The organism is Roseovarius dicentrarchi (genome assembly GCF_003316635.1).
GTDB lineage: Bacteria > Pseudomonadota > Alphaproteobacteria > Rhodobacterales > Rhodobacteraceae > Roseovarius > Roseovarius dicentrarchi.
This window is the reverse complement of the sequence record NZ_QNQP01000003.1, coordinates 112,029-124,339: the sequence shown is the minus strand read 5'-3', so window position 1 is coordinate 124,339 and position 12,311 is coordinate 112,029. Positions and strand designations below refer to the sequence as shown.

12 protein-coding genes are annotated in these 12,311 nt (G+C 64.5%); 8 read left to right on the top strand and 4 right to left on the bottom strand.

The window, feature by feature from the left end:
• Nucleotides 1–43: 43 nt before the first annotated feature.
• Nucleotides 44–838: a bestrophin-like domain gene (locus DQ230_RS03145; protein ID WP_113911046.1), complete on the bottom strand. Its 795-nt coding sequence runs from the start codon at nucleotides 836–838 to the stop codon at nucleotides 44–46.
• 320 nt (nucleotides 839–1,158) lie between these two features.
• On the opposite strand from DQ230_RS03145, the gene DQ230_RS03140 reads away from it, so the two are divergent.
• The 3 genes from DQ230_RS03140 to DQ230_RS03130 all read left to right on the top strand — a co-directional run bounded on the left by DQ230_RS03140 (nucleotide 1,159) and on the right by DQ230_RS03130 (nucleotide 4,306).
• Nucleotides 1,159–3,126 carry a protein meaA gene (locus tag DQ230_RS03140; RefSeq protein WP_113911045.1) on the top strand — a complete coding sequence of 656 codons (1,968 nt, stop codon included), beginning with the start codon at nucleotides 1,159–1,161 and terminating at the stop codon, nucleotides 3,124–3,126.
• Between the two features lie 75 nt (nucleotides 3,127–3,201).
• Nucleotides 3,202–3,648 carry a GNAT family N-acetyltransferase gene (locus DQ230_RS03135; protein ID WP_113911044.1) on the top strand — a complete coding sequence of 149 codons (447 nt, stop codon included), beginning with the start codon at nucleotides 3,202–3,204 and terminating at the stop codon, nucleotides 3,646–3,648.
• Nucleotides 3,649–3,805: 157 nt separating this feature from the next.
• Nucleotides 3,806–4,306 carry a DUF2244 domain-containing protein gene (locus DQ230_RS03130; RefSeq protein WP_113911043.1) on the top strand — a complete coding sequence of 167 codons (501 nt, stop codon included), beginning with the start codon at nucleotides 3,806–3,808 and terminating at the stop codon, nucleotides 4,304–4,306.
• A gap of 31 nt (nucleotides 4,307–4,337) precedes the next feature.
• On the opposite strand, the gene DQ230_RS03125 is transcribed toward DQ230_RS03130, so the two are convergent.
• Nucleotides 4,338–4,796, bottom strand: coding sequence for a GatB/YqeY domain-containing protein (locus tag DQ230_RS03125; protein WP_113911154.1), 459 nt, complete (start codon nucleotides 4,794–4,796; stop codon nucleotides 4,338–4,340).
• A 206-nt stretch (nucleotides 4,797–5,002) separates the two neighbouring features.
• Between DQ230_RS03125 and carA the strand changes: the two genes are divergently transcribed.
• Both carA and DQ230_RS03115 read left to right on the top strand, forming a co-directional pair.
• A complete protein-coding gene (carA, locus tag DQ230_RS03120) occupies nucleotides 5,003–6,166 on the top strand; it encodes a glutamine-hydrolyzing carbamoyl-phosphate synthase small subunit (RefSeq protein ID WP_113911042.1) in 1,164 nt (387 codons plus the stop codon).
• Between the two features lie 80 nt (nucleotides 6,167–6,246).
• A complete protein-coding gene (locus DQ230_RS03115) occupies nucleotides 6,247–8,184 on the top strand; it encodes a glycosyltransferase (protein ID WP_113911041.1) in 1,938 nt (645 codons plus the stop codon).
• Here the strand turns inward: DQ230_RS03115 and DQ230_RS03110 are convergent.
• Complete coding sequence (locus DQ230_RS03110) at nucleotides 8,158–8,802, bottom strand: GntR family transcriptional regulator (RefSeq protein ID WP_113911040.1); 645 nt, start codon at nucleotides 8,800–8,802, stop codon at nucleotides 8,158–8,160. The two genes, DQ230_RS03115 and DQ230_RS03110, sit on opposite strands and share 27 nt — an antisense overlap.
• 108 nt (nucleotides 8,803–8,910) lie before the next feature.
• Between DQ230_RS03110 and DQ230_RS03105 the strand changes: the two genes are divergently transcribed.
• The 3 genes from DQ230_RS03105 (at nucleotide 8,911) to DQ230_RS03095 (ending at nucleotide 11,121) form a co-directional block, all read left to right on the top strand.
• A complete protein-coding gene (locus tag DQ230_RS03105; protein WP_113911039.1) occupies nucleotides 8,911–9,555 on the top strand; it encodes a pyrimidine 5'-nucleotidase in 645 nt (214 codons plus the stop codon).
• Nucleotides 9,556–9,645: 90 nt separating this feature from the next.
• Nucleotides 9,646–9,870, top strand: a complete 225-nt coding sequence (locus tag DQ230_RS03100; RefSeq protein WP_113911038.1) for a hypothetical protein — start codon at nucleotides 9,646–9,648, stop codon at nucleotides 9,868–9,870.
• 48 nt (nucleotides 9,871–9,918) lie between these two features.
• Nucleotides 9,919–11,121 carry a UbiH/UbiF family hydroxylase gene (locus DQ230_RS03095; RefSeq protein WP_113911037.1) on the top strand — a complete coding sequence of 401 codons (1,203 nt, stop codon included), beginning with the start codon at nucleotides 9,919–9,921 and terminating at the stop codon, nucleotides 11,119–11,121.
• On the opposite strand, the gene DQ230_RS03090 is transcribed toward DQ230_RS03095, so the two are convergent.
• Nucleotides 11,122–12,249, bottom strand: coding sequence for an aminotransferase class V-fold PLP-dependent enzyme (locus tag DQ230_RS03090; RefSeq protein ID WP_113911036.1), 1,128 nt, complete (start codon nucleotides 12,247–12,249; stop codon nucleotides 11,122–11,124).
• Nucleotides 12,250–12,311 lie beyond the last annotated feature (62 nt).

Here is a 12,311-nt window from a genome sequence, read left to right as displayed (position 1 = left end):
CCCGTGATGCGCCAAGCGCCCGATATGCTGCGGCGCCCCTGCATCACTGCGCTTTCATCGCCTCCAGCAACGCGGCCAGCGGCCGCTGGTCCACCTCGATCAGGCCGCGCCGTGGCCGGTCCAGGTCAATGATCATGAACACCAGCAGCACAATCAGCCCCAGCATCAGATAAACCGGCGTTGCCGGCCGCGACCCCGACAGACCCGAGGAAAAGCCCAGCATCGCGCCCGACAGGATGAACGTGCCGAACAGCATGAACAGCACGATTTCCGGCACATGCCGTTCAATCGCCGCATCGCGCGCGCCCAGCGCATCAATCATGTCGTTCAGCGATGCGGCATAGCTGACCGCAGCAGGCCCGCCCCCGGATTCTGCATGTGCCGCTGCCTGCGTCCACAGCTCGGCAAAGGCGCCTTCGGCATTGGCCACCAGACGCTTGCGACGCTGGTGCTGATCGGCGGACACCTCGGCGGCCTCCAGCCGCAGGCGCGTGTAGCGGCGCAGATCGTCCTTGGCAGCGCTGCGGATCTCTTCGGGCAGGAAATCGGTGCGCAGCCACGCAGTGCCAATCGCGTTCGCCTCCTCCACAACAGCGACCGATCGCGAATCATGCCGTGACAGACCCAGCGAAAAGGTAAAACCCAGAAGCAACGCCAACAGGCCCAGCATCGAGCCCTGCACGGCGGTCGTCTGGCTGCGCCCTTCGTCGGTCGTGCGGCGCTGGCTGTGAGTGCCGATCAGATAGGCGGCGACCATGGCCAAAAGCATCGCCGCCAGCAGGCCCAGCGAAATGACGGCAGATGGAATATCGTACAACAATTCTTGCGGTCCTGACATTTCGGCCCCTCATGGCAAAGGCGCCACGGGCACCTTGGGTGTGTGGTTTTGCTGGCTTTTACGGCAAGCGCCCGCTTGGGGCCAGCATCAAGCGGGCAGCGCGTAATTTGGCAGCGATATGCGGCATGTGTGCAATGAATGGCGCATGTCCCGGCTCATGCGATCCGCGGCGCCTGAAATGCCTTTACCGTTTGCTCTCTGCATCCTACAGCCAGAACAGGGCCGGATGCCGCAACGCAGCGAATTGACAACGGTGCAATCTTTCGCATATCCAGTTCATAGCGCAACATTGTTACCAATCACCTGACGAGGCCGCCACGATGTCACATCCGCAAAAAGACCGCCCCTGGCTGATCCGTACCTATGCCGGCCATTCCACCGCCGCCGCGTCAAACGCGCTGTATCGTGCGAACCTGGCCAAGGGGCAAACCGGCCTGTCGGTGGCGTTCGACCTGCCCACGCAGACCGGCTATGACAGCGATCACATCCTGGCGCGCGGCGAGGTGGGCAAGGTCGGCGTGCCGGTCTGCCACCTGGGCGACATGCGCCAACTGTTTCAGGATATCCCGCTGGAGCAGATGAACACCTCGATGACGATCAACGCCACGGCGCCGTGGCTGCTGGCGCTCTATATCGCGGTGGCCGAGGAGCAGGGCGTAGATCCCAGCGTTCTGCAAGGCACCGTGCAGAACGATCTGATCAAGGAATACCTCAGCCGCGGCACCTATATCTGCCCGCCGAAACCATCGCTGCGGATGATCGGCGACGTGGCCGAGTATTGCTATAAAAACGTGCCCAAATGGAACCCGATGAACGTGTGTTCCTACCACCTGCAAGAGGCCGGCGCGACGCCGGAACAGGAGCTGTCCTTTGCCCTTGCCACTGCCATCGCCGTGCTGGACGAATTGCGCCCCCGCGTGCCCGAGGCGGATTTTCCCGTGCTGGCCGGGCGCATCAGCTTCTTCGTCAATGCCGGCATCCGGTTCATCACCGAAATGTGCAAGATGCGCGCCTTCGTCGATCTGTGGGACGAGATCGTGCATGAACGGTATGGCATCGAAGACCCGAAATTCCGCCGCTTCCGCTATGGCGTGCAGGTCAACAGCCTTGGCCTGACCGAGCAGCAGCCGGAAAACAACGTTTACCGCATCCTGATCGAAATGCTGGCGGTGACGCTCAGCAAGAACGCCCGCGCCCGCGCCGTGCAGCTCCCCGCCTGGAACGAGGCGCTGGGCCTGCCCCGCCCCTGGGATCAGCAATGGTCAATGCGCATGCAGCAAATTCTGGCCTATGAGACGGATTTGCTGGAATTCGACGACCTGTTCGATGGCAACCCTGCCGTGGACCGCAAGGTTGAGGAACTGAAAGCAGGCGCGCGTCACGAACTGGCCACGCTGGAAAGCATGGGCGGCGCCATCGGCGCCATCGACTACATGAAATCGCGGCTGGTCGACAGCAATGCCGAACGCCTGAACCGGATCGAGCGCAACGAGACGGTCGTCGTCGGCGTCAACAAGTTCACCACAGGCGAGCCGTCGCCGCTGATGGACGAAGACGGCGGCATCATGACGGTCGATCCCGCCGTCGAGGCCGAGCAGATCGACCGCCTGACCGCCTGGAAAAACGCGCGCGATGCCACTGCCGTCAAATCGGCGCTGGCCGAATTGCGCGCTGCGGCGACCGAGGGGCGCAACATCATGCCCGCCTCGATCAAGGCGGCCCGCGCTGGCGTGACCACCGGCGAATGGGCGCAGCAGATGCGCGCCGTCCACGGCGAATATCGCGGGCCCACCGGCGTCTCCTCCAGCCCCTCGAACAAAACCGAAGGTCTGGAAGAAATCCGCGAACGGGTGAACACGGTCAGCACCGCACTGGGCCGCCGCTTGAAATTCCTCGTCGGCAAGCCGGGGCTGGACGGCCATTCCAACGGCGCCGAACAGATCGCCTTTCGCGCGCGCGACTGCGGCATGGATATCGACTATCAGGGCATCCGCCTGACGCCCGAGGAACTGGTGCGCGCCGCGCTCGATGACCGCGCCCATGTCGTCGGCCTGTCGATCCTGTCAGGCAGCCACATCCCGCTGGTCGAGGATCTGATGAAGCGCATGCAAGAGGCGGGCCTGTCGCACATCCCCGTCATCGTCGGCGGCATCATCCCCGAGGAGGACGCAAAACGCCTGCGCGCCATGGGCGTCGCCCGCGTCTACACCCCCAAGGATTTCGAGCTGAACACCATCATGCGCGATATCGTCACACTGGTCGATCCCGGCCCCGTCGCCGCCGAATAACTGCGCCGCGCCGGGCACGAACGGCGCGCGCGTCTGCTATGGTGAAACACCCGAATCAAACAGAAAGCGCGCGCCATGCCTACCCCCCTCACCATCCGCCCCCTTCAGGCCAGCGACAAGACGGAATGGCGCCGTCTGTGGACCGGCTATCTGGAATACTACGAAACTACCCTGCCGGACGAGGTGTATCACACCACGTTCCAGCGCCTGACCAGCGCAGACCACCCGAACCAGAACGGCCTGATCGCACTGCAAAACGGCCAGCCCGTCGGTCTGGTGCATTACATCTACCATCCGCATAACTGGAAGATCGCGGATGTCTGCTACCTCCAGGACCTCTACGCCGACCCATCCGCGCGCGGCACCGGCGTGGGCCGCAAGCTGATCGAGGCGGTCTATGCCGCCGCCGACGCCGATGATTGCCCCACCGTCTATTGGCTGACGCAGGATTTCAACGAAACCGCCCGCAAGCTCTATGACCGCATCGGCACACAGACGCCCTTCATCAAATACGCGCGCTGACGCCCCCGGCTTTTTCTTGGTGGCAATACCCTGGGGGGAGCACTCAAAATCCTGTCGGATTTTGGGTGCGGGGGGCAAAGCCCCCCCGGCGCCGCCCTTGACCCGCGCACCACATCGGCACACCTTTTACCAAGATTACCCAGCTCAGGTTCGCAGCATGCCCTACGAATGGTCCCCATCCACCCCCGATCAGGCCGCCAGCAGGCTGGATCTGTGGCCGCACCGGTCGCTGTCCAGACGCGGCTTTGCCGGCTTCCTTCTGGCCACCTGCCTGATGTTCTCACTGCCGCTGTTTGCGCTGCTCGGCACCGCAGTGCTGTGGGGGCTGCTGCCGTTTCTGGCCGCAGCTGTGGTGCTGATATGGTGGGCGATCGAGCATAGCTACCGCGCGGGCCGCCTGCACGAAGCGTTGGTGATCGACAACAGGGAAGTGCATCTGACCCGCACCAGCCCAAAGGGCGAGGTGCAGACCTGGGATTGCAACTGCTATTGGGCACAGCCGCAGATCTACCCCTCCGGCGGGCCGGTGGCGCATTACATCACCCTGCGCGGCGCCGGCCGCGAGGTCGAGCTGGGCGCGTTCCTGTCCGAGGACGAGCGCAAGGCGCTCTATCACGAACTGCGCCGCGCCATCACAGAGGCCCGCGCGCAAAGCTGACTTCGCGCAGCTGGGCCGACGTGTTCTGCTGTCAGCAAAGCCGGTCCTTGATACGCGGGCCGACCGCGCCGAAATCCATCTGCCCGGCATAGTTTGCCTTTAGCGCGCCCATGACCTTGCCCATGTCGCGGATCGACGTGGCGCCGGTGTCATTGATCGCCTGGCTGATGGCGGCCTCGGCTTCCTCATCGCTCAGCTGGCGGGGCAGGAATTCGGCGATAATGTCGATTTCCGCCTGCTCGCGTTCGGCCAGATCGATCCGGCCGCCCTCCTCGTAGGCGCGCACTGATTCCTGGCGCTGCTTGGTCATCTTGCCAAGGATCGCCAGAATATCATCGTCGGTCACGCCGGTTTCGCCATCCTTGACGCGAGCGGCGATTTCCTGATCCTTGATCGCGGCATTGATCAGCCGAAGCGTTGCAAGCCGCTGGGAATCGCGATCGCGCATGGCTTGTTTCAGGGCTGTGTCAATCCGGTCGCGCAGTGTCATTTCCATGGTCATCCTCACTTTGGGGTCCGTGCCGCCGATGCGGCCGCTGTCCCAGCCTACGCTCCCTATAGATTGGCGCGCATGCTGGCAACCTGCCGGCCCCCGCGCCCCGGTGTCGCCGGTGCCGCTTGGCCCTTGACCGTCCCCCTGCCCGCCCTTAGGTATGCGCAGATTTTGCCCCGCCATTCCACTACCGGAGAGCCGCCATGACGCACGCGCCCCAGCCCCGCCCCACCGCCTGCCTTGCGCTGGCCAATGGCACGCTGATTTACGGCCGCGGCTTTGGCGCCACCGGCGAAGTGGTGGCCGAGCTGTGTTTCAACACGGCGATGACCGGCTATCAGGAAATCATGACCGACCCCAGCTATGCCGGGCAGGTCGTCACCTTTACCTTTCCGCATATCGGCAACACCGGCACCTGCGCCGAGGATGACGAATCAGCCGATCCTGTCGCCGCCGGCATGGTGGTCAAATGGGACCCGACCGAGCCCAGCAACTGGCGCAATACCCAGCACCTGCATGATTGGCTGGCCCAGCGCGGGCGCATCGCCATCGGCGGCGTCGATACCCGCCGCCTGACCCGCGCGATCCGCCAGCAGGGCGCGCCGCATGTCGCGCTGGCCCATGATCCGGACGGCAATTTCGATACCGACGCGCTGATTGCCAAGGCCCGCGGGTTTGCCGGGCTTGAAGGGCAGGACCTGGCCAAGGATGTGACCTGCGCGCAATCCTACCGCTGGGACGAGATGCTCTGGGCATGGCCGGACGGCTATCCGCGCCAGACCGATCCGAAACACAAGGTTGTCGCCATCGACTATGGCGCCAAGCGCAACATCCTGCGCTGCCTTGCCTCGGCCGGCTGCGACATCACCGTGCTGCCCGCCACCGCCACCGCGGAGGAGGTTCTGGCCCACAGCCCCGATGGCGTATTCCTGTCAAACGGTCCGGGCGATCCGGCCGCCACCGGCGTCTATGCCGTGCCGGTGATCAGGGATCTGCTGGCGGCAAACCTGCCGATTTTCGGCATCTGCCTTGGCCACCAGATGCTGGCGCTGGCGCTGGGCGCCAAGACCGTCAAGATGGGCCATGGCCACCACGGCGCCAACCACCCGGTCAAGGATTACACCACCGGCAAGGTTGAAATCACCTCGATGAACCACGGCTTTGCCGTGGACGGGCAAAGCCTGCCGGACGGCGTGCGCGAGACGCATGTATCGCTGTTCGACGGGTCAAACTGCGGCATCGCGGTAGAGAATCGCCCGGTCTTTTCGGTGCAGCACCACCCCGAGGCCAGCCCAGGACCGCAGGACAGCTTTTACCTTTTCGAACGGTTTGTCGCGTCAATGGCCCAAAAGGAAACGGTTTCCTGACGGCTGTTAAGAAAGCCTTTACGCTCTATTAACCAATATGAACGAAACTTTTCGCCAGAAGGGATGGCGAAAGGTATCTCATGGGTATTTCAGAACTGCGCAAACTGGACGCGCATCCACGGCATGACGTGCGCCGCACAGGCGCGCTTGCCCAAGGGGATGATCTGTGCAGTCTGGGCCGCTATCTGGTGCGCACCGGGGTCATTTCAAATTCAGACGCGGAACTGGCGCAGATCGTGCAGGCCCATTGCGACGCGCCGCTGGACCGCGTGCTGCTGTCCGAGGGGCTGGTTGATGCGCCCGACATCCTGAATGCACAGGCCGCGCGCGCCAATCTGCGCCTTGCCACATCGCGGGAACTGGCCCGCGGCGCCGAGCTGCCCGGCGGAATGGATGCGCGCAAGTTGATCAAGGCCAATGTTGCGCCAATTCGCGGCGCCGACGGCCGGTTGCGACTGGCGGTAGACACCCCCGACGCGCATGCCCGCGACACCGCCCTGCCCGCCGACCTGCGCAACCTGCCGCGCATCATCGCACCGCGCCGCGACATTCAGGCATCGGTCGCCGATGCCGCGCGCGCGCGCCTGACCATCGACGCCCAGTCCCGAACGCCCGCCAGCGAAAGCTGCCGCACCTGGCGCGCGTCCCCCGCCCGGCGCATCGCGCTGGCGCTGATGGTCATGGCCGCGTGCATCGCGCTGACATTGCAATTCCCGGTGACGGTTTATTCGGTATTTCTGGGCTGGGCCATGGTGACACTGATCGTATCGGCCGTGCTGAAAATGGCAGCTGTCTGCGCGCGGGTCGCCAAGGGCGCGCCCGAGGGCGTGCAGCCGGATTTGCCGCCGGGCGCCAAGCTGCCCAAGGTCTCGGTCCTGGTGCCGCTGTTCCGCGAGACCGAGATTGCCCACCATCTGATCACCCGGCTTGCGCGGCTGACTTACCCCAAATGCCTGCTGGATGTCATTCTGGTGCTGGAGGAAAAGGACGACACCACCCGCCAGACGCTGGCCCAGATCGACCTGCCGCCATGGATGCGCGCCGTTATCGTCCCCGATGGCCAGCCGCGCACAAAACCGCGTGCGATGAACTATGCGCTGGATTTCTGCGAGGGCGATATCGTCGGAATTTTCGACGCCGAGGATGCCCCCGACCCCGACCAGATCACCCAGATCTCCCGCCGGTTTCAGGCCGCGCCGCCGGATGTCGCCTGCCTTCAGGGAATCCTGGATTACTACAACCCGCGCCAGAACTGGCTGGCGCGCTGTTTTACCATCGAATACGCAACATGGTTCCGCGTCATGCTGCCGGGCCTTGCGCGGCTGGGATTCGCCATTCCGCTGGGCGGCACCACGCTGTATTTCCGGCGCGACGTGCTGGAGGCCTTGGGCGGATGGGACGCGCATAACGTCACCGAAGACGCCGATCTGGGCTTTCGTCTGGCGCGTCATGGCTACCGCACCGAAGTCATCGGAACCGTCACCGGGGAGGAGGCAAATTGCCGCGCCTGGCCGTGGGTCAAGCAGCGCTCGCGCTGGCTCAAGGGGTACATGACCACCTATCTGGTGCATATGCGGCGGCCCGTCACGCTGCTTCGGCAACTGGGCGCGTGGCAGTTTCTGGGGTTTCAGGCGCATTTCGTCGCCGCCCTGTCACAGTTTCTGCTGGCGCCGTTCCTGTGGTCGTTCTGGCTGGTGATGCTGGGCCTGCCGCATCCGCTGGATTCCGTGCTGCCGCGCAGTGATCTGCTGCGGTTCGGGCAGCTGTTTCTGGCGGTCGAGATCCTGAATGTCTGCTTTTACATGCTGGGCGTGTCTGGCCGCCAGCATCGGCACCTCATGATCTGGACGCCCACGATGCACCTCTATACGCCGCTGGGCACCATTGCCGCAATCAAGGCGCTGTATGAGATGATCGTCGCGCCATTCTACTGGGACAAGACGACCCATGGCCTGTCTTTGACACCCGAACCGGTTCAGGAACAGCAACCATTACGGGATCGCGTTGACCTCGCCTGATTCCAGCCGCAGGCGGGTGATGAACGCCTTGGAGATATGCGCCTTCAGCGCGTCATGCGCGGCGCGTCCGTCGCCGTCCTCGATCGCGCGGGCGATGGCGTCATGTTCGGCAATCGCCGCCTCGCCCCGGCCCTCGGCAGCCAGCGACGTGGTGGCCATCAGCGCCATGGACCGATGCACAAGATCCAGCTGCTGCACCAGAAACCGGTTATGCGAGGCCAGATGGATCTGCTTGTGAAATCGCCGGTTGGCGCGCGCCATCAGATCGGGCCGGCCAATCAGCGCGCGGTCCTGCTCGACCATGCCGCGCAGCACGGCCACCTCTTCGGGAGTGGCGTGGCGCGCGGCCAGACCGGCGGCCAGCCCTTCCAGCTCGGCGCGCACGACGTATAGCTCGGCGCGCTGGTTGTGATCCAGCGACGCCACGATCAGGCTGCGCCCGTCCCGCGCGAGCAGGGATTGCGTCTCAAGCCGTTGCAGAGCCTCGCGGATGGGCGTGCGCGAAACGCCGAACTTCTCGGCCAGATCGCTTTCAACCAGCCGGTCGCCGGGTTTGAAAATGCCCATATCAATCGCCTCAAGGATCAGCGAATAGGCATCGGTCGGGGCGGGTTTCATGGCGGGGCATCCAGTCAGTTACAGGCCGGGCAGACCCTAGGCGCGCAAGCCCGCCCGTTCAAGCCCGCGCATGTTGACAGCCCCGCCCGCGCGGCTACCTATAGCGGCATGACAAAACATGATTTCTGCCACGTCGACACGTGGGTTTTCGACCTGGACAACACGCTGTATTCGCCCGAGTTGCGCCTTTTCGATCAGATCGAGCTGCGCATGACGCAATTCGTCATGGACACGCTGAACGTGGACCACGCCGAGGCGAACCGCCTGCGCGCGCTCTACTGGCACGAACACGGCACCACGCTGGCCGGTTTGATGCGTGTGCATGGCATGGCGCCAGATGAGTATCTGATCGCAGTCCATGACATCGACATGTCCCCGCTGACGCCGGACCCGGCGCTGCGCGCGCGCATCACAGCCCTGCCGGGGCGCAAGATCATCTACACCAACGGCACCGCTCCATACGCCACCCGCGTTGCCGCCGCACGCGGGCTGGATGGCATATTCGATGCCGTCTATGGCGTGGAACATGCCGGTTTCGCCCCCAAACCGGATGCCGAGGCGTTTCGCGCCGTATTCGATGCCGATGGGCTGACCGCGTCCCGCGCCGCGATGTTCGAGGATGATCCGCGCAACCTGGCCGTGCCGCACGCGATGGGCCTGCGCACCGTCCATGTCGCGCCGCAGCCGCACCGCGCCGCGCATATCCATCACCACACCGACGATCTGAGCGGCTTTCTGGCGCGCGTTATTTGACACCTGCGGCAATTAGCGCGCAATGCACCGGATGAAATGCTAAGGGTATTGGGGTATCTGCCCGAGACGCGAACAAAAAGGAGCCCTCAGATGAATAACCCATCCGTATCGCACACAGAACCCACTTCCGGCGAGCGCAGCACGAAATCCTCGGAAAATATGGTCGCCGCCAAGATCATTCTGGTGATCGTTCTGGCACTGGTCGCGTGGGGGGCCAGCGTGTTTATCTGGGGCGTGCCGGGGCTGTATATTCCGGCGCTGGCACTGGTGCCGGTCATCTGGATCGCGCTGGTCTGGATCACGCTGGGGCAATAAGCGCGGGGGGCTATTTGGCCCCGCTTCACTCACTCGCAAGGGGGCGACATGGCTGATTTTGACATCCTGATTTCCGGCGGCGGCGTTGCCGGGCTGACGGCGGCCTGCATCTTCGGCAATGCCGGCTTCAGCGTCCTTTGCGTCGACCCAGCCGCGCCCGTGACAGACCGCGACGCCGGCGGGTCCGATCTGCGCAGCACCGCGTTTCTGCAACCGGCCCAGGCCCTGCTGGAGCGGGCGGGGATCTGGGACCGGCTTGCGCCCCACGCAATGCCGCTACAGACCATGCGCATCATCGACGCCGGCGGCGCCGAACCGGCGCCGCGCTTGGTGCGCGCCTTCGCCGCTGATGAGCTGTCGGACCTGCCCTTTGGCTGGAACCTGCCCAACTGGCTGCTGCGCCGCGAAATGCTGGCGCGGATTGATGACTTGCCGGGGGTCGAATTTCGCCCCGGCACCGGCACCGCCGGCCTGCTGACCCGCGATAATGAGGCGATTGTCACCTTGTCCTGCGGCGAACGCGTCACCGCGCGGCTGGTTCTGGCCGCCGACGGGCGCAATTCGCCCATCCGCCGCGCAACCGGCATCAAGGTGCACACCACGCGCTACGGGCAAAAGGCGCTGGCCTTTGCCGTCACGCACCCGATCCCGCATGGCAATATCTCGACCGAAATCCACCGCAGCGGCGGCCCCTTCACGCTTGTCCCGCTGCCTGACTATGACGGAATGCCCTCGTCGGCCATCGTCTGGATGGAGCGCGGCGCCGAAGCGCAGCGCCTTGCCGCGCTGGACGATACGGCCTTCGAGGCCGAGATGAACATCCGCTCCTGCCACATCCTTGGCCCGCTGAAGCTGGCCAGCCGCCGCACCCTGTGGCCGATCATCACCCAGCGCGCCGAGCGGATGAGCGCGCAGCGCGTCGCCCTGATCGCCGAGGCCGCGCATGTGGTGCCGCCCATCGGCGCCCAAGGCCTGAACATGAGCCTTGCCGATGTCGCCGCCCTGCTGGATCTGGCCGAAAAATCGCCCGAAACGCTGGGCGATACCGCCATGCTGGACGCCTACCACCGCGCCCGCCACGCCGATATCATGGCGCGCACGACGGGCATTGACCTGCTCAACCGCGCCTCGATGGTCAGCGCCCAGCCCCTGCGCGATGCGCGCGCGATGGGGCTGAACGCGCTTTATGCGCTGGCGCCGGTGCGCCGGGGCCTGATGCGTCTGGGCCTCGGCGCGCGCGGCAACAGCTGATTACAGCACCTTGTCCAGCACAGCCTTCAGCCGTGCCAGCGCCGCATCGACGTCATAGAGCTTGTCCAGCCCGAACAGGCCCAGCCGGAAGGTGCGGAACCCCTCGGGCTCGCCCACCTGAAGCGGCACGCCCGCGGCAATCTGCATCCCCTCGGCGGCAAACTTCGTGCCGTTCTGGATCTCGGGATCATCGGTATAGCTGACCACGACGCCCGGCGCGCCAAACCCATCGGCGGCCACCGATTTCACGCCGCGCTCCTTCAGCATCGCGCGCACGCCATTGCCCAGCGCCCATTGCGCATCGCGCAGCTTCTCGAAACCATACTCCTTGGTCTCCAGCATGGTATCGCGGAACGCGCGCAGCGCATCGGTGGGCATGGTCGCATGATAGGCATGACCGCCATTCTCATAGGCCTGCATGATCTGGTGCCACTTCTTCAGATCAATGGCAAAGCTGTTCGACTGCGTGCCCTCCATCCGGTCCACGGCACGCTGCGACATCATCACCATCCCGGCGGACGGCGAGGCCGACCACCCCTTCTGCGGGGCAGAGATCAGCACATCGACGCCGGTCGCCTTCATATCGACCCATGCGCAACCCGATGCGATGCTATCCAGCACCAGCAGCGCGCCCACATCATGCGCGGCATCCGCCAGCGCCTTCAGGTAGTCATCGGGCAGGATGATCCCGGCCGACGTCTCTACATGCGGGGCGAACACCACGTCCGGCTTGGCCTCGCGGATACGCGCGGTGACCTCCTCGATCGGGGCGGGCGCAAAGGGCGCAGTGACATCATTGCCCGACTGGCGCGCCATGCACACTGTTTCCTCGGAGGTGAACTTGCCCGCGTCGAAAATCTGCGTCCAGCGGTACGAGAACCAGCCGTTGCGCACGATCAGCGCATGTGCGTCGCTGCCGAACTGGCGCGCGACCGCCTCCATCGCGTAGCTGCCGCCACCGGGGACCAGCGCCACCGCGTCGGCGTTATAGACATCCTTCAGCATGTCCGAGATATCGCGCATCACGCCCTGAAAGGCGGCAGACATATGGTTCAGTGACCGGTCGGTGAACACCACCGAATATTCCAGCAGGCCATCGGGATCGACAGTATCGAGAAGGGCAGACATAATGCATCTCCGGGATTTGCGTTTTCCAACTGTTAGCGCGCAACAATCGCAATGGCAACGGA

What these genes read in the sequence shown, in the direction of transcription:
- DQ230_RS03135 (WP_113911044.1), top strand. Translation starts at nt 3,202, where the DNA reads ATGCCTACCCCCCTCACCATCCGCCCCCTTCAGGCCAGCGACAAGACG.
- DQ230_RS03095 (WP_113911037.1), top strand. Translation starts at nt 9,919, where the DNA reads ATGGCTGATTTTGACATCCTGATTTCCGGCGGCGGCGTTGCCGGGCTG.
- carA (WP_113911042.1), top strand. Translation starts at nt 5,003, where the DNA reads ATGACGCACGCGCCCCAGCCCCGCCCCACCGCCTGCCTTGCGCTGGCC.
- DQ230_RS03090 (WP_113911036.1), bottom strand. Translation starts at nt 12,249, where the DNA reads ATGTCTGCCCTTCTCGATACTGTCGATCCCGATGGCCTGCTGGAATAT.
- DQ230_RS03115 (WP_113911041.1), top strand. Translation starts at nt 6,247, where the DNA reads ATGGGTATTTCAGAACTGCGCAAACTGGACGCGCATCCACGGCATGAC.
- DQ230_RS03100 (WP_113911038.1), top strand. Translation starts at nt 9,646, where the DNA reads ATGAATAACCCATCCGTATCGCACACAGAACCCACTTCCGGCGAGCGC.
- DQ230_RS03105 (WP_113911039.1), top strand. Translation starts at nt 8,911, where the DNA reads ATGACAAAACATGATTTCTGCCACGTCGACACGTGGGTTTTCGACCTG.
- DQ230_RS03110 (WP_113911040.1), bottom strand. Translation starts at nt 8,802, where the DNA reads ATGAAACCCGCCCCGACCGATGCCTATTCGCTGATCCTTGAGGCGATT.
- DQ230_RS03130 (WP_113911043.1), top strand. Translation starts at nt 3,806, where the DNA reads ATGCCCTACGAATGGTCCCCATCCACCCCCGATCAGGCCGCCAGCAGG.
- DQ230_RS03125 (WP_113911154.1), bottom strand. Translation starts at nt 4,796, where the DNA reads ATGACACTGCGCGACCGGATTGACACAGCCCTGAAACAAGCCATGCGC.
- DQ230_RS03145 (WP_113911046.1), bottom strand. Translation starts at nt 838, where the DNA reads ATGTCAGGACCGCAAGAATTGTTGTACGATATTCCATCTGCCGTCATT.
- DQ230_RS03140 (WP_113911045.1), top strand. Translation starts at nt 1,159, where the DNA reads ATGTCACATCCGCAAAAAGACCGCCCCTGGCTGATCCGTACCTATGCC.